The sequence below is a fragment of the Paraburkholderia sp. genome (assembly GCF_049581445.1).
GTDB lineage: Bacteria > Pseudomonadota > Gammaproteobacteria > Burkholderiales > Burkholderiaceae > Paraburkholderia.
This window is the reverse complement of the sequence record NZ_JBAURZ010000410.1, coordinates 1-20,415: the sequence shown is the minus strand read 5'-3', so window position 1 is coordinate 20,415 and position 20,415 is coordinate 1. Positions and strand designations below refer to the sequence as shown.

15 protein-coding genes are annotated in these 20,415 nt (G+C 61.8%); 9 read left to right on the top strand and 6 right to left on the bottom strand.

What is annotated here, in order from left to right; genetic code table 11:
• Positions 1-118 precede the first annotated feature (118 nt).
• The 4 genes from WCA85_RS35445 to WCA85_RS35430 form a co-directional block, all read right to left on the bottom strand.
• On the bottom strand, positions 119-1,267 hold the full coding sequence (locus tag WCA85_RS35445) for an enolase C-terminal domain-like protein (RefSeq protein WP_424070489.1): 1,149 nt from the start codon (positions 1,265-1,267) through the stop codon (positions 119-121).
• Positions 1,264-3,060 (bottom strand): thiamine pyrophosphate-requiring protein, encoded by a 1,797-nt coding sequence (locus tag WCA85_RS35440; RefSeq protein ID WP_424070487.1) that lies wholly within the window; start codon positions 3,058-3,060, stop codon positions 1,264-1,266. The genes WCA85_RS35445 and WCA85_RS35440 overlap by 4 nt, the downstream gene beginning before the upstream one ends.
• Positions 3,061-3,258: 198 nt before the next feature.
• Positions 3,259-3,966 carry an MgtC/SapB family protein gene (locus WCA85_RS35435; RefSeq protein WP_424070485.1) on the bottom strand — a complete coding sequence of 236 codons (708 nt, stop codon included), beginning with the start codon at positions 3,964-3,966 and terminating at the stop codon, positions 3,259-3,261.
• Positions 3,967-3,995: 29 nt separating this feature from the next.
• A complete protein-coding gene (locus tag WCA85_RS35430; protein ID WP_424070483.1) occupies positions 3,996-4,376 on the bottom strand; it encodes a DUF3022 domain-containing protein in 381 nt (126 codons plus the stop codon).
• 333 nt (positions 4,377-4,709) lie between these two features.
• Between WCA85_RS35430 and WCA85_RS35425 the strand changes: the two genes are divergently transcribed.
• From WCA85_RS35425 to WCA85_RS35400, 6 genes are all read left to right on the top strand, one after another.
• The gene (locus tag WCA85_RS35425; protein ID WP_424070491.1) at positions 4,710-7,376 is read left to right on the top strand and encodes an excinuclease ABC subunit A; all 2,667 of its coding nucleotides are present in this window, start codon (positions 4,710-4,712) and stop codon (positions 7,374-7,376) included.
• Positions 7,377-7,544: 168 nt separating this feature from the next.
• Positions 7,545-8,045, top strand: coding sequence for a phasin family protein (locus WCA85_RS35420; RefSeq protein ID WP_424070481.1), 501 nt, complete (start codon positions 7,545-7,547; stop codon positions 8,043-8,045).
• Positions 8,046-8,161: 116 nt separating this feature from the next.
• The gene (locus WCA85_RS35415) at positions 8,162-9,520 is read left to right on the top strand and encodes an Nramp family divalent metal transporter (RefSeq protein WP_424070479.1); all 1,359 of its coding nucleotides are present in this window, start codon (positions 8,162-8,164) and stop codon (positions 9,518-9,520) included.
• A gap of 1,348 nt (positions 9,521-10,868) precedes the next feature.
• Positions 10,869-12,650, top strand: coding sequence for an FAD-dependent oxidoreductase (locus WCA85_RS35410; protein WP_424070477.1), 1,782 nt, complete (start codon positions 10,869-10,871; stop codon positions 12,648-12,650).
• Entirely contained in the window at positions 12,635-14,509 is a 1,875-nt protein-coding gene (locus WCA85_RS35405) for a 2-oxoacid:acceptor oxidoreductase subunit alpha (protein WP_424070475.1), read from the top strand. The genes WCA85_RS35410 and WCA85_RS35405 overlap by 16 nt, the downstream gene beginning before the upstream one ends.
• A gap of 1 nt (position 14,510) precedes the next feature.
• Positions 14,511-15,566, top strand: coding sequence for a 2-oxoacid:ferredoxin oxidoreductase subunit beta (locus WCA85_RS35400; protein ID WP_424070473.1), 1,056 nt, complete (start codon positions 14,511-14,513; stop codon positions 15,564-15,566).
• Between the two features lie 104 nt (positions 15,567-15,670).
• On the opposite strand, the gene gspG is transcribed toward WCA85_RS35400, so the two are convergent.
• The gene (gspG, locus tag WCA85_RS35395; RefSeq protein WP_424070471.1) at positions 15,671-16,129 is read right to left on the bottom strand and encodes a type II secretion system major pseudopilin GspG; all 459 of its coding nucleotides are present in this window, start codon (positions 16,127-16,129) and stop codon (positions 15,671-15,673) included.
• A gap of 241 nt (positions 16,130-16,370) precedes the next feature.
• Here gspG and WCA85_RS35390 point away from each other — a divergent pair, with 241 nt between their 5' ends.
• Positions 16,371-17,174 carry a hypothetical protein gene (locus tag WCA85_RS35390; RefSeq protein WP_424070469.1) on the top strand — a complete coding sequence of 268 codons (804 nt, stop codon included), beginning with the start codon at positions 16,371-16,373 and terminating at the stop codon, positions 17,172-17,174.
• Between the two features lie 25 nt (positions 17,175-17,199).
• On the opposite strand, the gene WCA85_RS35385 is transcribed toward WCA85_RS35390, so the two are convergent.
• Positions 17,200-18,573, bottom strand: coding sequence for an FAD-binding oxidoreductase (locus WCA85_RS35385; RefSeq protein ID WP_424070467.1), 1,374 nt, complete (start codon positions 18,571-18,573; stop codon positions 17,200-17,202).
• 213 nt (positions 18,574-18,786) lie between these two features.
• Here WCA85_RS35385 and WCA85_RS35380 point away from each other — a divergent pair, with 213 nt between their 5' ends.
• Positions 18,787-19,044, top strand: coding sequence for a DUF4242 domain-containing protein (locus WCA85_RS35380; RefSeq protein WP_424070465.1), 258 nt, complete (start codon positions 18,787-18,789; stop codon positions 19,042-19,044).
• Positions 19,045-19,062: 18 nt separating this feature from the next.
• A partial coding sequence (locus WCA85_RS35375; protein ID WP_424070463.1) for an ATP-binding protein occupies positions 19,063-20,415 on the top strand: 1,353 nt, incomplete at its 3' end.

Here is a 20,415-nt window from a genome sequence, read left to right as displayed (position 1 = left end):
CGGCGACATCTGCCCGTCAGGCGCGTGGCGAGCCGCAAGCGCAGTAATGGTCGCCGCTCCTGCCGCGGCGCAGACAAGACCGAGAAGACGTGGCGAGCTCATGGGCAGTCGGCTCCGCTTATTGGATCAGGTAAGGTTGCGCATCGCGTTGCCTGAGTTCGAGACCGCAGCCGGGTCGCGAGAGATCAGCCGAGATGGCTCCATGGGCAGGCTGTGGTGCACCGTCGAACAACATGGCCTCAATGCGCACGTGATCGTGGAACCATTCCTGATGACGCAATCGCGGCACCGCGCTCGCCACATGCAGATGCAGCGCTGGCGCACAATGCGCCGACAGCGGGATATGAAAGGCTTCGCACAGATCGGCCACTTGCAGAAAGCCCGTGATACCACCGCAACGGCTCGCGTCGGCCTGTAGCACATCGACGGCGCGCGCCTCCAGCAACAGCCGGAAATCGTCGAGCGTATAGCCGTATTCGCCCGCGGCGATTTCCATGCCGTGCGGCACCCGCTGTCTAAGCGCAGCGAGACCGGGCAGATCGTCAGACGAGACGGGTTCCTCGAACCATTCAACCTGCTGATCGGCAAAGCGCTGCGCATAGTGCAGCGCGGACTTCACGCTGAGCGCGCCGTTTGCATCGACAAAGAGCCCTGCATTCCCAATCGCGGCGCGTGCCGCCGCCACGCGAGCGGGGTCCTGGTCCGGATGCGTGCCGACCTTGAGTTTGACCCAGCGGCACCCGTCGTTATGCACCCACCCGCCTAGCTGCGTGCGAAGCTGCGTGTCGTCATAGGTGGTAAAACCACCACTGCCGTAGATCGGCACGGCAGCGCGCCGCGCTCCCAGTAGCCGCACGAGCGGCACCCCGAGTAGCTTCGCCTTCAGGTCCCAGAGCGCGCAATCGATCGCGGAGATCGCGGTGGCCGCCAGCCCTGAACGCCCGAGATTGCGCACCTGCTGTTGCATGCGTAGCCAGAGTGCGCCGATATCCCATACGTCCCGCTGCATCACGCATTCGCTGAGCGCGCCATGGATCAGCTTGACGATGCTCGCGTCGCTGTAGGTGTAGCCCAGTCCGGTCTGGCCGCCGCCATCCGCTTCCACCGTGACTAGCGTTGTGGCGTCCCAGGAAAAGGTGCCGTCGGCTTCTGGAAAATCGGTAGGAATGCGAAAGGCACGCGCGCGCAGCGCAGTGAGCGGTACCTGCGTGCGCGACAATTCCACGGCCGGGCGTTCATCCGGCGTGCTGAGATCAGGCTGCGTCATTTGTCACGATGACCCGGCAGAACCGCATCGAGTACCTGTTTTGCGGTTTCGACGATCACATTGCCTTCGTTCGGGTCGCGCTTGAGCAGCGTCGAGGCGAACGCCTTCGCCTGCGCGAGCGTGATATGCGGGGGCAGCGGTGGGATGTTCGGATCGGCTTTCACTTCGAGTACGACCGGGCGGTCCGCTGCGAGCGCCTCGTCCCACGCGGCACCCATGCGCTCGGCGTCGTCCACGTAGATGCCGCGCAGGCCGATCAATTCCGCGAAACGATGGTACGGCACCGACGGAATATCCTGCGACGCTTCGAGCTTCGGGTCGCCTTCCATGGCGCGCTGTTCCCATGTGACCTGATTCAGATCGCTGTTGTTCAGCACCATGCAGATCCAGCGCGGATTGGCCCACTGCTTCCAGTACTTGGCCACGGTGATCAGTTCGGCCATGTTGTTCATCTGCATGGCGCCGTCGCCGACTAGCGCAATTACCGGGCGCTCTGGAAACGCAAACTTGGCGGCGATCGCGTAGGGTACCGCCGCTCCCATCGATGCCAGACCGCCAGATAGCGAACACATCATGCCGCGCTGCACCTTCAGGTCGCGCGCATACCAGTTCGCGCAGGAACCGGAGTCGCTGGTGACGATGGCGTTGGCCGGCACGCGCGGTGACAGCTCCCACACGGTGCGCTGTGGATTGACGGCGTCCTTGCCGGCTTCGTGGGCACGTTTGTCGAGGGTCTTCCACCAGTCCGCGGTCCAGCCTTCGATTTTCTTGCGCCAGGCCCGATCCTGCTTTTCTTCGAGCAAGGGTAGCAAGGCGCGCAGTGTCTCAACGCTATCGCCCACCAGATTCACTTCCATCGGATAGCGCAGGCTCAGCATGTCGGCTTTCAGATCGATCTGCACGCCGCGAGCGGCGCCCTCCTTGGGCAGAAACTCGGCGTATGGAAAGCCTGAGCCGATCATCAGCAGCGTGTCGCATTCGGTCATCAGTTCGTAGCTGGGTTTGGTGCCAAGCAATCCGATCGAACCTGTTACCCAAGGCAGATCGTCAGGTAATGTGGCCTTGCCGAGCAACGCCTTGGCGACACCGGCGCCAAGCTTTTCGGCGACGGCGATCACTTCGTCGGTGGCGTGCAGTGCGCCGGCACCGACCAGAATGGCGACTTTCTTGCCGGCGTTGAGGACGTCCGCGGCCTGTTGCAGATCGTCGGGGTAGGGCACGAGGCGCGGCGCGCGATAGCCGACGCCTGAATGCAGCGTGCCGTGTTTGCGGCCGGGCGCCTCATAGGGGAGATCCTGCAAGTCGTTCGGCAGCACGATGGCGGTCACCTTGCGCTCGGATAGCGCAGTACGCACGGCCCGATCCACCAGATGGCGCACCTGGGAGGGCACACTCGCCTGCTCGACGAAGGCGCCGGCGACGTCCTTGAACATCGACACCAGATCGAGTTCCTGCTGATAGTGGCCGCCCAGCGCGGCGCGTGCCTGTTGACCGGTAATCGCGAGCACCGGCATATGATCCAGGCGGGCGTCGTAGAGTCCGGTAAGAAGATGGGCCGCGCCTGGCCCTGAGGTGGCGATGCATACGCCGAGTTCGCCGGTAAATTTCGCATGCGCCGAGGCCATGAATGCAGCCATTTCCTCGTGGCGTACCTGAATGAACTCGATTTTTCCCTTGGCGCGGCTCAGCGCGCCGAATACGCCATTGATCCCGTCGCCCGGATAGCCGTAGATGCGCCGCACGCCCCATGCATGCAGTCGTTCGATGATGAAGTCGCCGACAGTCTGGCTCATTGCAGTCTCCACAGATAGATGGCGAGGACATCTTCGTGGCGCCTTGCGGCGTTACGGACGAACTCGCAAAGATAGAGGTAGCGTTACGAACTTAAGGTGAAGGTGCCCCGGTTCATGCTCGTCACAGCAAGCAACCGGTGTTCCTGTCAATCGGCATACGGCGAAAGGTAGCCTTTCGCTGACTGGCGCGCACGCAATCTAATTGTCGACAGACCACGAGGCGCATCGGCTATTCGAGCAAATGAAACCTGTCAGTGCCCGTTCGACTGCGTCGTTTTTTAGCGGCGAACGCCACCGGACTTCGAAGCGCTCCCGAAGCAGAGCATGCTCGGCGTCAAGCTGTAGTTCCCGCGAATCGACGTTGCAGCGGAGTTGCTTGAGGCGTTCGAGCAGTTCGCCGCGCTCGCTGGTCCCACGCTCGTATTCGACGGTCAACCAGCCGCGATGATTGCGAGGAAGCCAGCGCTCAAGCGCGCCGAGCACCTGCAATACGATCAGGCCAAGCACGGTGCCGGCTACGGCTAGCGCGAGCTGGCCACCGCCAGCGCACAGTCCTATCACCGTGACGAACCACAGCGTTGCGGCCGTGGTCAGGCCGGTAATGAGGCCGTCTCTACGGAGGATCGCGCCGGCTCCAATGAAACCGACGCCGGACAGGATACCGAGCGGCAAACGCATCAGATCGAGTACAACGAAGGAATTCTGAGGTTTGCCGGCCTGGGGTAGCAGGATGTTGACCTGCAACATCGCAATGCACGCGGCAAGGCAAACCAGCAAGGTCGTACGCAAGCCTGCCGCCTTGCCGGATTCACCGCGGTTAAGCCCAATTGCTGCGCCCGCGACAAGTGCCACAACGAGCCGAAGCGCGAAGTCGCGCCAGTCCGAGGTGAACGGCATGGGTTGCATGCTGAGCGGTTCTGGAGGGGCGGGCGGTATTAGTACGGTGGTTGCTCGACCGCGAAGAGCGCATCTTCCACGGCGACTTCCAACGAGCAATCGCCTTCCACGGTGGGCGGGCACTGTTGCGCTGAGAATTCACTCCGCGCCTTGTCGCACAGACGCTCGCGCACGACGATGCGGTTTGCGGTATCCATCGCTGCATAGCGACTCATCTGCCCGGGCGAAAAGCGGACTGTGACGACACATCTCGCGTCAAGGGTGGTGTCGCGGTGCGACTCTACGACCCACGAGATCTGGACGAAAAAGGCGGTTGCTTCCTCGTAGCTGCTGACCGCAGGGTTCTTCGGGGACTCAAACAGCGTGGACAGCGCAAGCTCAATTTCTTCGATGCGCTGACTCATATCGATCTCGTTCATAACGAATTTCCTTTGTCATTGCGCTAGGGCCGGGACCGTCCCAATTTCAGGCAAGATAGGTAAAGATGCGCGTTTTCATGACGGGCCCTCCTGGACTCATGTCATACACTGCGCACGAAATGGGCCAGGCCTCCGGCGGCCGTTGTGCTCTCAGTGGTTTGCCCCGCTCACCCGCAGCGCGGTCCGATACGGGCCGGGTCCATGGGGCTGCGGGAGGTCTCGGCCAGCCGTATTGGCATCCGCGGAGCATCTCGCTTTAGACCAGGCATGTTCCGTGCAAACTCACCAGCGTCCGCCCGCCAGTGGCGTAGCGCTTATCCGTTATTGATCGACATGGACGCCATCCGCAGAAAATCCCGTTCGACCACCATGCCTCCCGGCGCCCCAACCGGCTTCGTACGCGTGCGCGGCGCCCGTGAGCACAACCTGAAAAACGTCGACGTTCAGATCCCACGCGATGCGCTCGTCGTGTTCACCGGCGTTTCGGGCTCAGGGAAATCGTCGCTCGCATTTGGGACGCTGTACGCCGAGGCGCAGCGGCGTTACTTCGAATCGGTCGCGCCGTACGCGAGGCGCCTCATCGAGCAGGTTGGGGTGCCCGAAGTCGACGCGATTGAAGGGCTGCCGCCCGCAGTTGCCCTGCAGCAGCAGCGCGGCACGCCAGGCGCGCGTTCATCGGTGGGCAGTGTGACCACGCTGTCGAGCCTGGTGCGCATGCTGTATTCGCGGACCGGAGCCTATCCTCCGAAACAGCCGATGTTGTTCGCCGAAGATTTCTCGCCGAACACCCCGCAAGGTGCCTGCCCGACATGTCATGGGCTAGGGCGGGTGTACGAGGTCAACGAAAAATCAATGGTGCCAGACGACTCGCTGACCATTCGCGAGCGCGCGATCGCGGCGTGGCCGCCAGCATGGCATGGACAGAATCTGCGCGACATCCTTGTGACGCTCGGGTACGACGTTGATACGCCATGGCGGGACCTGCCAAAAAAAGATCGCGACTGGATCCTCTTCACAGAAGAACAGCCGACCGTGCCGGTCTACGCTGGCCTCACGCCGAAGGAGACCCGCACCGCGCTCAGACGCAAGGATGAGCCTAGCTACCAGGGCACCTTCACCGGCGCGCGTCGTTATGTGCTGCACACCTTTGCTAACACTCAAAGCGAGCTGATGAAAAAACGCGTGTCGCAGTACATGGTCGGCAGCGTCTGTCCGGATTGCCAGGGCAAGCGACTTAAGAAGGAAGCGCTCTCGGTGACATTCGCTGGGCTCGATATTGGCGAGTTTTCACAGTTGCCGCTCACAGGATTAGCTGTGATGCTTGAACCAATCGCGCGCGGCGAATGGCCGGACCCCGGTGCGGCGAAGAAAAGCAACGTACTCAGCAAGAGCGCCATGCGTGATGCCGTCGACAGACGGATCGCTGCTGGCGGTTCCGCGCATAAAGCCTCACCTGACGTGCGGCGCACACCGAACCTGTCAGGGGAGAAACGCATCGCTGCACAGCGCATTGCCGCCGAATTGCTGGAACGTCTGACCACACTGGTCGACCTCGGTCTCGGCTACCTTGCACTGGAACGCAGCACGCCTACGCTGTCGTCGGGTGAATTGCAGCGCTTGCGACTTGCCACGCAACTTTCGTCGCAACTCTTCGGGGTCGTGTACGTGCTCGACGAGCCATCGGCCGGTTTGCATCCCGCTGATGGCGCAGCGCTCTACAACGCACTGCAAGAACTAAAGGCAGCGGGCAATTCGCTGTTTGTCGTCGAGCACGACCTGCAGATGATGCGGCGCGCGGACTGGCTCGTCGACGTCGGTCCGGCGGCCGGCGAGGCGGGTGGTCACATAGTTTATAGCGGGCCGCCTGCTGGACTCGCGGCGGTCGAAGCGTCACAGACGCGGCGGCATCTTTTCGCGCCGCCCGCAACCGTCGATCGAACACCGCGCAATGCCACTGGCTGGCTGCGGCTCGCTAATATCACGCGCAACAATCTGCACGGGCTGAATGTCGCATTCCCGCTCGGGTGTCTGACGGCAGTTACGGGCGTGTCAGGTTCGGGCAAATCGAGCCTCGTGAGTCAGGCGCTGCCCGAACTGGTCGCGAGCCGGCTGGGACGGATCTTCGAGAGCCCGGATGAAGACGGACAAGACCCGCTGCTCGCCAGCGCGACGATTCCAGCGAGCGGCCATATCTCCGAAGGCATGGATGCGCTGCGGCGGCTCGTGCGGGTCGACCAGAAACCGATCGGGCGCACGCCGCGCTCCAACCTCGCCACCTACACGGGCCTCTTCGATCACGTGCGCAAGCTGTTCGCGGACACGCCCAGCGCCCGCAAACGTCGCTATAGCGCGGGTCGCTTCTCGTTCAACGTCGCGAAGGGGCGTTGCCCGACGTGCGAAGGCGAAGGGTTCGTTAGCGTCGAGTTGCTCTTTCTACCGAGCGTATATGCACCGTGCTCAACTTGCCACGGCACCCGGTACAACGCATCGACGCTGGAGATCACATGGCGTGGCAAAAACATTGCCGAGGTGCTGGGCCTGACGGTCGACGCCGCCTGCAGCTTTTTTGCCGAGGAAACAGGCGTGATGCGTGCATTGAACGCTCTGCGCGACATTGGCCTTGGCTATCTGCGCCTCGGCCAGCCAGCCACCGAGCTATCCGGCGGGGAAGCGCAGCGCATCAAGCTCGCCACCGAATTGCAGCGCACTCAGCGTGGCGACACGCTATACATCCTTGACGAGCCGACGACGGGCCTGCATCCCGCCGACGTCGACCGGCTCATGCTGCAATTACAGGGACTCGTTGACGCGGGTAATACGGTCGTGGTGGTCGAGCACGACATGCGGGTGGCCGCGGAAAGCGACTGGGTGATCGATATCGGTCCTGGGGCCGGCGACGCGGGCGGAACGATCGTGGCGAGCGGCTCCCCAGCCGAGGTCTCATGCGCGAAGGAGAGTTGCACGGCCGCGTATCTGCGGGAACAACTGCGGATTTTGTGAGCGCAGAGCATGCCGGCGCAGGGCCATTGAGCGCACGGATGGAACGAATTGGGTATGCCGCTTGCGAGCGGGGAACGTAGCGTGCCGCGTTTGCATTCGCCACGAAACCAACCCTGTAACCGGCGCAGACCTCGCGTGCCGACCGCGCCTCACCGCAAAGGAGTCTTTATGTACCCCGATACGCCTAACCTGTTTCCCTCATCGCAACGCGCGGCTTCCGTCGAAGCAGCCTTCGATTGCATCACCGAACTCTTCAGCGGTTTCGAAAGAATTGTGGAGTTGAATGTACAGACGGTAAAAACGTCTCTTTCCGAGCAGCAGGCATTGGCCGACGCAGGTTTTTCGGCCCGATCTCTGAGTGAAGTCATTGATCTGCACTCGCAGCTACTTCCGGCCGCCGTAAAAAAGAGCTTCGCGTACTTGCGGCACTTCGAGGACATCGTTGTGGAAACAGGAAACGGCTTCTTTACGGCGATGTACGCGCACCCCGGAGGTTTTATGAAGCGACTCGAAGAGATGACCGGGATCGCCGCCGGCGGCCCCGCTGTCCTGATCAACAAGGCCAATCGGATTGTCACTGGAGAGCCTGCGGTAGCTGAGCCGGTAACCATTGTGGACAGCGCTGGCAACGTGCTTTCATCGGGCGATGTGCGAAGCGACTTGCATTAGAGTGGTCTAGCAGCTACCGGCGCACATCGCTGAAGGGCGGCGGCGGGTGGCGTGATTCGGAGAAGACCGAATGCAGGCGTCACCCGATATCGTCTGCCCCGTTGCTGGACCGCGCGTTGCTACTCAACTGTCTAGTGACGCTACGCCCCACCGCATTGATGTCGCAAGCAAGCGAACCGAACATCGGACAATACCAGCGGGAAGCCGCTTCAGGCAGCACCGCTGCGCATTCGTGGACGGCAGATATTGGCCCCGGGCTGATCTCCACCGGCGTCGACAATGACCCGAGTGGAATCGCAACGTACTCCCTTGCCGGCGCAATGTTCGGTTACGACATGCTCTGGACCTGCGTATTGTCCTATCCGTCGATTGTCGCATTGCAGCTTGTTTCCGCCCGGATCGCCCTTGTGACGGGCAAGGGTTTGACGACGAACATGCGCGAGCACTACGCGCGCGTCTGGTTTTATCTCGCTGTCGGGCGATTCCTCATTGCCAATACCTTCAACATTACGGCCGATGTCGTCGCGATGGGCGTCGGCGCGCAGTTGCTATGGGGTGGTTCGATACCTTGGTCAGCGGCAGGATTGCTGGCGCTGTCAATTGCGCTGCAGTGGTTTATTCCCTACGTAAAGTATGCGCGTCTGCTCAGATGGCTTGTGCTTTCGCTATTTGCGTATGTCGGCGTCGATATCGCGCTTAATCTGCCGTGGGCGACGATCGTTGCGCAATCGCTAGTGCCCCACGTATCGTGGTCAGGCCACTACCTGGAGATGTTGCTCGCGTCGTTCGGCACAACGGTCAGCCCTTATTTGCTGTATTCGCAGGCGGAACAGCAGGTCGAAACACAAGGAGACGACGAACAAAAGCAGGGCTCTCGCAGTGATCGCGCTGTGCATCAGCCGCGATCCCGCAATATACGTTACGACACACTCATTCGAACCGCGCTTTCCAACGCGGTCGCGTTGTGCATCATGATCGCCGCAGCGGCAACGCTGCATGCGCACGGCGAACCCGCTACCGACGCGGCATCGCTCGCGAGCATTCTAAAGCCGCTCGCCGGCGTATTCGCGCCGCACTTGCTTGGGCTGGCGTTGCTGAGCACCGCACTGCTTGCATTGCCACCGCTTGCTGGCTCCGCAGCGCACGCCGCTGCGAGTACCTTCAACTGGCCGAAGGGCCGCCAGCGCGATCGGCGAATCGCGTTCGCGTTAGTCACCATCATGGTTCTCGGCGGCGCACTGGGCGTGGCCCTCGCGGCGATGGGCGGCGACCCGGTGCGCGTGCTTTACTGGAGCGCGGTGATCAATGGAACGACCGCAATGCCGGTGATGGTGCTATTGGTACTGCTCAGCACAAAGCATTCGTCGGTGGGGGACCTTAGCAGCCACTGGACGTTGCGGGCGCTAAGTTGGCTCGCGACCGCGGGCATGGGCGCGGCCGTTGTTGCGCGATACGCGTGCGCGTGGCTTGGCTGACTGAGTAACGTTGCTGGAGTTCATTATCATGAAACGGTTTTGCTTCGCGGCGACCCTCTTCGTGCTCATCGCCGGCTGCGCCTCGACAGGGTCGCCCGCTAGTGATCAAACCGCACGGCGAAGTCCGGGTGACACGGATACCTACGTTCTGAACCCTACCGAGGGTGCGGCGCCCAGTGACTCCATGTCAAAGCCGCCGAGGCTCAGCGTCGGTGTCAGTTATCCCGATACGCAATTGATTTTGCCGTGGTTCCTCAATGACATCATCGACCTTGTGAATTATCGCTAGTCTCCTGGTCACTTGCTGCAGTGGGGCCAAAAGCGACTCCTTACCATCTTGTCTGGGGCGGGCAACGCGGATCGGAGAATATGCGAGTCCGGGAATCAACGAACATTGAACACGCCCGCTGCGATTTAGCACTGTTGCAATAATGTGCATGACCGGGCATCAGAATTTTGAAACATTTTTGTGATCGTCGTGAGTTGTGCGACGATGAAACGGTGCAAGTCCGGATATCAAAATGGTTTACGGGGGCTCCATGAATAATGATTCGCTCATTTGGGCGGCGGTGCCGCACAACAGTGACGGCATCGTATTTCAGGTTCGACTGGGGCGCGGGATGCAACGCTTTCATCTATCGCGCGGTGTGCTTGAGGAAGTCTTCAACCTGGAGCGAAGGGCTTCGGACGCAAGGCAACTCGAGCTTTTTTACACCTGTTTTAGTCGCATAATCGCCCGAGCTAATACAAAACGCTCAATTGCCAGCTCAGACACAGTGCCACTCAAGGCAACTGATTTCGCTTCACGGAGCGAAGCAGCAGACAGGTCGAGTTCAGGCAGTGTGGTGTATGGCGTCGTCTAAGCGATCGTAAAGTGAAAATGATCTGGGCGCGTTGTGCCGCGCCGCGGGTAATGCGCACCATCGTCGCGATGCGGCGCGACACGACGCTGCGCAGGCCATCGCGATCGAACTGTCGACGTACAACCCTATCAACGTCAATTTCGGCTACGCCATACGCGTACGGGGCGCTCGTTCCGGAAGCCATCCCCGCGCCAGCCCCGCTCGATCCCGACCTAATACAACGCAAACCGCGTAGTTGATCACACCCGGCGTAAACCGGTAGCCCTTGAACGAAATCGGCACACCGGTTGGTGATGGAACGGAACATGCTGGCTCCTTCATGCCCCATAATAGTTACGGACCACCTCGCCAACTTGACAATACGTACGCCACAGGTGAGAGCGAAAAGGTGGACTGGCCGACGCGCTTTCGCCGTTGGCAAGTCAAGTCACATCCTTCCGGCAGAAGCCGGATAATGGTGTGAAAGCTGCGAAGGAGACCCCGCCTTGAAGCCGACTGACATTGCCAATCCCGCCTACTTTCACAAGGTCGTTGATTGCCAGTGGGCCTGTCCGGCCCATACGCCCGTTCCTGAATACATCCGGTTGATTGCTGCAGGGCGATACACAGACGCCTACATGGTCAATTGGAAGTCCAATGTCTTCCCCGGCATACTTGGCCGGACTTGCGACCGGCCTTGCGAGCCGGCCTGCCGGCGCGGCCGTGTCGAGGAGAAGCCCGTCGCGATTTGCCGGCTGAAGCGCGTCGCAGCCGACTACAAGGACGACATCTCCGGGCGGTTGCCCAAGCTCGCGGCCCGCAACGGCAAGCGTATCGCCGTGATCGGCGCTGGTCCGGCCTCGTTGACCGTGGCGCGCGACCTGGCGCCGCTGGGCTACGAGATCGTGCTGTTCGATGGCGACCGCCGCGCCGGCGGCATGATCCGCAGCCAGATCCCGAAATTCCGCCTGCCCGAGAGCGTGATCGACGAAGAGGTCGGCTACATTCTCGGTCTCGGCGTCACCACGCGGCTCGGCGAGCGTGTCGAGAGCCTGAAATCCGTGCTGGGCGATGATTACGACGCGGTCTTCGTCGGCACGGGCGCGCCGCGCGGCCGTGATCTCGACCTGCCCGGGCGGCAGGAGGCAGCGGCCAATATCCATATCGGCATCGACTGGCTGTCCAGCGTGTCCTTCGGCCATGTCACCGCGATCGGCCGGCGCGTCGTCGTGCTCGGCGGCGGCAACACCGCGATGGATTGCTGCCGCTCCTCGCGCCGGCTCGGTGGCGCAGAGGTCACGGTCGTGGTTCGCAGCGGCTTCGAGGAGATGAAGGCTTCACCTTGGGAGAAGGAGGATGCCATGCATGAGGGCATCCCGATCCTCAACTTTATGGTGCCCAAGGCCTTCCTGCACGAAAGCGGCCGGCTGACCGGGATGAGCTTCGAGAAGGTCGAGGTCGTGCGCGACGAGAAGGGACAGCACCTGGTGCCGACCGGCGAGCCGGAGGTCGTGATCGGCTGCGACGACGTGCTGATCGCCGTCGGTCAGGAGAACGCCTTCCCCTGGATCGAGCGCGATATCGGTCTGGACTTCGATCGCCGGGGCATGCCGGTAGTGGACACCAGGACCATGCAATCAACGCTGCCCAAGGTGTTTTTCGGCGGCGATGCCGCTTTCGGGCCGAAGAACATCATCTGGGCGGTGGCCCATGGCCATGAAGCGGCGATCTCGATCGACAGATTCTGCCAGGGCGAGGATGTCGCCCAGCGCCCGCCACCCATGGTCAATCTGGTCAGCCAGAAGATGGGCATCCATGAGTGGAGCTATGACAACGACATCTCCAACGACAAGCGCTTCAAGGTACCGCATAAGGAGCTCTCGGCGGCGCTGAGCAACATCAAGGTCGAGGTCGAACTGGGCTTCGATCCCAAGCTCGCCTTCGAGGAGGCACAACGCTGTCTTAACTGCGACGCTGAGACCGTGTTCAGCGACAAGCTGTGCATCGAATGCGACGCCTGTGTCGACATCTGTCCCATGGATTGCATTACCTTTACCCAGGACGGCGAGGAGGATGAACTCCGCGGTCGGCTCAAGGCGCCGGCGCTCAACCTGACCCAGGACCTCTACGTGTCCAGCCAGCTCAAGACCGGGCGCATCATGGCCAAGGACGAGGATGTCTGCCTGCATTGCGGGCTGTGCGCCGAGCGTTGTCCAACCGGCGCCTGGGACATGCAGAAATTCCTTCTCGAGATGACACAGGCGGGTCCGGCATGTCACACACGATAGAACGGGCGTCGACGAGCAAACGGGGTGCACCTCTTCAGCGAATCAACGACTTCGTCGTCAAATTCGCGAACGTCAACGGTTCGGGCTCGGCCAGCTCGAATCAGCTCTTCGCCAAGGCGATCCTGCGCATGGGGATTCCGGTCGTGTCCCGGAACATTTTCCCCTCCAACATCCAGGGCCTGCCGACCTGGTTCGAAGTGCGCGTTTCGGAGGCCGGCCATCTGGGCGCGCGCGGCGGTACCGATCTGCTGGTCGCGATGAATCCGCAGACCTGGGATAAGGACGTCGCCTCGATCGAACCCGGCGGCTACCTGTTCTATGACTCGACCAAACCGCTCCCACCCGAGAAATTCGGCAGCGACATCAACGTCATTGGCGTGCCACTGACCGAGATCAGCAATCAGCGCTACAGCGATCCGCGGCAGCGCCAACTGTTCAAGAACATCATCTATGTCGGCGCGCTTGCGGCCCTGCTCGATATCGACATGCAGGTGATCGAGACGCTGATCGGCGAGCAGTTCAAGGGCAAGGACAAGCTGATCGCGCCCAATATCGAGGCGCTGCATCTGGGTCACGACTACGCCAAGGCGCATTTCGGCTGCCCGATCGGCTTGCGCCTGCGTCACTCCGACAAAGTCGGACAGCGCATCGCGATCGACGGCAATTCGGCGGCGGCGCTAGGGGCGGTCTATGGGGGTGCCACCGTCTGCGCCTGGTATCCGATCACGCCCTCGACTTCGTTGGCCGAAGCCTTCCAGCGCTATTGCCATCTCTATCGGCAGGAACCGGAGACCGGCGCCAATCGCTACGCCATCATCCAGGCCGAGGACGAGTTGGCCTCGATCGGCATGGTCATCGGTGCCGCCTGGAATGGTGCCCGCGCCTTCACAGCGACCTCGGGGCCGGGCATTTCCCTGATGACGGAATTCATCGGCCTCGCTTATTTCGCCGAGCTCCCGGCGGTGATCTTCAACGTGCAGCGCGGTGGACCTTCGACCGGCATGCCCACACGGACGCAGCAAGCCGACATCCTGGCCTGCGCCTACGCCTCGCACGGCGACACCAGGCATGTCCTGCTGTTCCCCGAGGATCCCAAGGAGTGCTTCGATTTCGGGGCGCTGTCCTTCGATCTGGCCGACCGGCTGCAGACACCGGTCTTCGTCATGCTCGACCTGGAGATCGGTATGAACGAGCGGCTGTGCGAGCCCTTCGTCTGGGATGACCAGCGCCGCATGGATCGCGGCAAGGTCATGACCTACGAGGAGCTCGAAGCCGGGAAGAATTTCGGCCGCTATCTCGATGTCGATGGCGACGGGATTCCTTATCGCACCTATCCGGGCACGCACCCGACCCGTGGCAGTTTCTTCACTCGCGGCAGCACACGCGACCGGTACGCCAAATATTCCGAGGAAGGGCCGGTCTATCAGGACAATATGGAGCGGCTGCTGCGGAAATTCGAAACGGCCAAGACGCTCGTCCCGGCGCCGATCGTCCGGCGAGCGCCGAAGCCGACCCAGTTCGGCGCGATCTATTTCGGCTCGACCAGCCCGGTCATGTCGGAGGCGCTGGAGCAGCTATCCGAGCAGGGTGTTGAGCTGGACACCTTGCGCGTGCGCGGCTTCCCTTTCTCGGAAGAGGTCATCGACTTCGTCGCCGCGCATGACCGCGTCTATGTGGTGGAGCAGAACCGCGACGCACAACTGCGCATGCTGCTGGTCAACGAAGGCGGGATCGATCCCGCCAGGCTGGTGCCCATTCTCCATTACGACGGAACGCCGATCACGGCTCGCTTCATCAGCCGCGAAATCGCGGCTGATCTCAACAGCCTGTCGATCGTTCCAGTGCGGAGGGCCATATAACATGACGTTCATTGCCAAGCCAAAGCTGCATCACCCGAAGCTCCCGGCGAATGCGCTGGGGCTGACCCGGCGCGACTATGAGGGCACAGTCTCTACGCTCTGCGCCGGTTGCGGCCATGATTCGATTAGCGCCGCCATCGTCCAGGCCTGCTTCGAGCTGGATCTGCCGCCACATCGCATCGCCAAGCTCAGCGGCATTGGCTGCTCGTCCAAGACACCCGCCTATTTCCTCGGGGCCGCCCATGGCTTCAACAGCGTCCATGGCCGCATGCCTTCGGTGCTGACCGGCGCCAACCTGGCCAATCGCGACCTGATCTATCTCGGTGTATCGGGCGACGGCGATTCCGCCTCGATCGGGCTCGGCCAGTTCGCGCATAGTGTTCGGCGCGGCGTCAACATGGTTTATATCGTTGAGAACAACGGCGTTTACGGCCTCACCAAAGGCCAGTTCTCGGCGACTTCCGACAAGGGCTCGAAGAGCAAGCGCGGCGTGGTCAATACCGATGCGACAATCGATCTTGTCGCGATGGCCTTGCAGCTTGGCGCCACTTACGTCGCGCGCAGTTTCTCCGGCGACAAGGACCAGTTGGTGCCGCTGATCAGTGCCGCGCTGCTGCACAAGGGCGCGGCCTTCATCGACTGCATCTCGCCCTGTGTCGCCTTCAACAACCATCCAGGTTCGACCAAGAGCTTCGACTTCGTGCGCGAGCACAATGAAGCGGTCAACGCGCTCGATTTCATCACGGATCACGAGACGATCACCGCCAGCTATCCGTCCGGCACGATCGAGGTGGTCGAGCAGCATGACGGCTTGACGCTCAGGCTGCGCAAGCTCGCCGCCGACTACGACCCACATGACCGGGTCGCGGCGATGAATTCTCTGCAACAGCATTACGCCGCCGGTGAGATCGTCACGGGCCTGCTCTTCGTCGAGCGGGAGGCGGAGGATCTGCACCACCGTCTCGGCACGATCGAGACACCGCTCAACCAGCTCGGCGATAGCGAGCTCTGTCCGGGTTCGGAGGCGCTGGACCGGCTCAATGCCAGTTTGAGATAGCGGTCTTGGCTACGTTTCGCGTCTCATAGTTCACGAAAGCGGCGAGAGGTGTCCGAGTTTCAGATGCGGGAATCCCACTCACCGAAGCGCTAGCCGGCAGTGGGCTAGTCCCAGGAGCCTATGTCGGTATCGCTGCCTTCGCCGCCTTGCCTGCCGTCGGCACCGTAACTGAATACGTCGATCTCACCATGCACTCCGGGATTGCGATACTGATACGCGTTGCCCCATGGGTCATTCGGCAAACGCTCGAGATAGTCGCCGCCCTTTCGGATATTCGGCGCAGTAGCAGCATCAGGCTTTTCGATCAGCGCACGCAGGCCCGGCTCCTGGGTCGGATAACGGCCGTGGTGGCGGCGGTAGAGCTCCAGCGCTTGCATGATGGTACCGATGTCCTGTTTCGCGGCGACGCGCTTGACTTCATCCGGGCTACTCACGACTTTTGAAACGATCAGACCGGCCAAAATCGCAAGACTCGCGATCACGACCAGGATTTCACTTAGCGTGAACCTTCGTTGACCCAGTCTGAAGAGACTCGTGATTTTGGTGCGATGATTGTTCCCCATTCATATAGCTTACTACGTGCTTTCACAAAGATACAGGTGAGCGCCGGGCACGTCCCGGTCAGAGTGCGGTCGAGGAAGTCCGACCGCTTACTCTGGCGATGTCTGCCGCTTCCTTCACGCCAACACTGCGGGCGCTCTGCGCTGCGAACATTCAAGCGCCGGTCGTTTGACGACAGGCTATTCAGAGGCTAAATTGGACAGCGCGCTTTGCGGCAATTCTGCCGCCTAACCCTAGAACACAATGGACACGCTCACAAACATTGCCCCGTTCTGCGTTTCGATTACTGGCGTAGACAATTCCGTACATGTCGAAGATCTGGTGGCGCTAAGCCGCCAATACCCGTTCGTCGAATGGGGCGTGCTTTACTGCCCGACAAGAGATGGGACTGCCCGCTATCCAACACCCAGCTGGCGGGACGAGTTAGCGCGCGCCCGCGTGCAGCACGGCCTCTTGACCGCCCTCCATCTGCACGACGATGACGTCTTCTGGAAGATTCTCGGTGCGCGGTACGACAAGCGTCTGCCATTGCATGACGAACTGGGGCGTTATCGTCGCGTGCAGGTCAACATCAACGCCCGCAAGAAGACATTTCGGTCGGAGGATGTATTCGCGGTTTACCAGAACCTCGCCTCACACGAAGTACGGCTGATCTTCCAGTACCATGACAGCACCGCCAGTGCTATCAACAGGTATCTTGATGCCATGACGCTAAGCGCATTCATTCGTGGCGCTTACCTTGGTGACTTTGCCGTCCTGTTTGACGAGTCGAGAGGCGGCGGCGTGGCCCCTGATACATGGCATCCGCCGTTTTTCCGCTACGAGCGAGGGCTGCAGACCGGTTACGCCGGGGGCATTTCCCCAGAAAACATCGAAGCTGTGCTGGATTCCGTCGCGAAGGCTCTCGTTGAAGCGTGTCACCCTGAGGCGCGTTACTGGCTTGAGATGGCGAGCGGCGTGCGCACAGAGGATCGGATCGACTTGCAGAAGATTGAGCGCGTACTCAGCGCAGTGGCCAGGCGCATGAATACTGAGGCCGCTCGCTGAGCCGCACGCAGCTACCTCGGCCGCGCTACGCTGGCCGGATGTTCTGGTTCACGCGGAAAAGGTTGCCGGGGTCCAGGTCCCGCTTGATCGAGGACAGCCGCGAGTAGTTGTCCCGGAAGCTGGCCTTCACCCGGTCCTGTCCCTCTTCCATCATGAAGTTCACGTATGCGCCGCCGGCCGAATAAGGATGCAATGCACTCTGGTAATCGCGAGCCCAGGTACTGATCCGTTCAGCGTTCGCGGGATCTGGGTCGACACCGGCAAACACCGCAGCCCAACGGGCATCGCGGTAACTGAACGCGGTCTCGTTACGTCCCACCCGATGTGCGGCTCCGTCAATCGGATAGAGGTGCATCGTCGAGTGCATCGTCGGTAGCCGGGCGGCGTGTTGCACGTGAAGCGCAATCGCTTCGTCAGACAGTTCGTCGACGAAATCGGCGCGCCAGTACCATTGCAGCCCCGGTGGATAGAGTCCGTCGAATGCGCCTTGCAGCATCGGAAACGGCATCTCCTGAACGCCGTGCAGTGCGGGCGCAGTCGCACGCACGGGCGCGAAGGCCGCCTCGGCCATCGCGGGATCGCCTGTCCAGCACCAGACGACAGCGCACATTTTTTGCAGGTGCAGCGGCTCCGGAAACGGTGCCACAGGCGGCACGGTCATGAACGCGAAAAAGCCGTTGAGTTCTTCCGGTGCATCGGAGATGAACGCGCGGTACCACTGCATGATTTCCGCCGCGCGCTCCATCGGCCAAAGTGTCGGACCGCCTGTGACATTCGATACCGCATGCAGCCGGAACTCGAAGGAAGTGACCACGCCGAAATTGCCGCCGCCCCCGCGCAACGCCCAGAAAAGATCGCCGTTTCTCTGCTCGCTCGCGGTAACGAGGCGTCCGTCGGCGAGCACCACATCGGCCGACAGCAGATTGTCGATCGAGAGCCCGTATCGGCGCGTCAAATGGCCGATACCCCCGCCGAGCGTCAGGCCGCCGACGCCGGTCGAGCTGATGATTCCGCTCGGTGTGGCAAGCCCGAACTCGTGCGTCGCTTGATCTACGTCACGCCACAGACAGCCTCCTTCCGCGCGGACGGTGCGCGCCACTGGGTCGACGCGGATGCTCCGCATCCCGGAAAGGTCGATCACGAGGCCGTCGTCGCAGACGCCGAGACCGCCGCCGTTATGGCCGCCACCCCGCACGGCCAGCAACAGCTGATGCTCGCGCGCGAAGTTCACCGAGGCGATCACGTCTGAGACATCCGCGCATTGCGCGATCAGCTTCGGACGCTTCGAAATCAGCGCGTTGTAGACCTTGCGGGCGTCGTCATAGCCGGCGTCGGACGGCTGGACGAGGTTGCCGTGAAGGCTGGACCGATAGGCGGTCAGGTCGTTGTCCGTGAACATGTCGATCTCCTCGCTGCTTTCATTACAGTGAGCATAGGCGTACGGTCGGCGGCAGACCATCCACAGGATTGATCAAATTGAAACGCAGCCGCCGCCAGGTACATTAGTCAGTTCTGGCTATGACGACGGACGCATGGACTTGACGCGCCGCAGGGGCATCACTACAACGTAAACACCGCTTGTCTTAAGCGTCCAGCCAGACCGGAGGAATCGGTGCCGCTATTTTTGATCGAACGCCAGTTCGCTGACGAACTGAAGCTGGACGCCGCCGGTGCCGCAGCGCTCAAGGAAATCAATGACGTGAGCGGCGTCAACTGGCTGTTCTCATTCTTGTCGGCAGACAGACGGAAAACCTACTGTCTCTACGAGGCACCGAGTGCTGAGGCGATTCGCGAAGCCGCCAGGCTCGCCGGCCTGCCCGCCGACGTGGTGGTGGAAGTCAGCGAGCTGCGACCCGAGGCGTTCTTGTAGGTATCGGAGGGCAGAAGGATGCAGTGCCCCCTTTGCTGCCGGGACAATCGCCCGGACGCCCGCTTTTGCGACGCCTGCGGCGCGTGCCTCACGGCGCATGCGGCTGATGAGACAGCCGGGGCGTTGGTCGTCGGCCGCGAAGCCGAACTTGCCGCGCTCGCTGATTTGCTCGGACGAATGGTCAGCGGCCACGGTGCGATCGTCGCGCTGGTCGGCGAGCCCGGCATCGGCAAGTCGCATACCGCACAGACACTGGCTCGCCGTGCTACCGGCATGCGTACGCTTTGGGGGCGTTGCAATGAGGAGCCGGGCGCGCCGCCGTACTGGCCATGGTTACAGATCATGCGAGTCTGGCTCGAAGGCCATGACGACGATGAACTGCGGGCCACGTTGGGCGCTGCGGCCGCGCCCATCGCGGAGATTCTTCCCGAGATCAGGCACCGATTCAGAGACCTGGCTCCCTTGCTGCCGACGCCCGATCCACAGCAGGAGCGCTTCCGTCTCTTCGACGCGATGGCGGGTTTCTGGAAAGTTGCGGCAGCGACCGAACCGCTGTTGCTGATCATCGACAACCTCCATTGGGCCGACGCGTCGTCGCTTCGGATGCTCGAGTTCTTTGCCCCTGAAATCGCGGACAGCCACATCCTGCTGCTCGCCACGTATCGAGACACCGAATTGGGCCGCCAGCATCCGCTGTCGGTCACGCTCGGCGACCTTGCCCGATACGGCCATTTCCACCGCTTTCGCCTGGCTGGACTCAATCGTCAGGAGACTGCGACGCTGATCGCGCAAAGCGGCGGTGCGGGTCTCACGCCGCCTCTGCTCGACGGAATTTACAGCCAGACCGAAGGCAACCCGTTGTTCATCGCCGAGACGACTAGCCTGCTGATTCAGGAGGGCGTGCTGGGGCGCCGCGCAGAAGAGCGGGCTGCCGCGCCGCGCGTGCTTGCGTCGATCCGCATTCCCGAAGGGGTGAGGGAAGTGATCGGCCGGCGTTTGAGCCGGCTGTCACCGCAGGCAAACCGTGTCCTCGAACGCGCCGCGCTGATCGGCCGGACGTTTGATCTGCAGTTGCTGCGACGTGTGCTGGACGAAACGCTTGCTCGAAACCTCCAAAACACGATCGAGGAAGCCCTGCATTCCCATGTACTCGAACCGGCGGAGCAGCCGGGCTGGTTCCAGTTCTCGCACGCGCTGATTCGCGATACGTTGTATGACGAAATAGCGATACCCACCCGCAGCGGCTTGCATTTGCAAGTCGCGCAGGCAATCGAAGAACGGTATAAGGACGACGCGGATCGTCATTTGCCTGCGCTTGCGCACCATTACAGCAGCGCGTTGCCCGGCGCGGACGCCGAGCGGACGACCGAC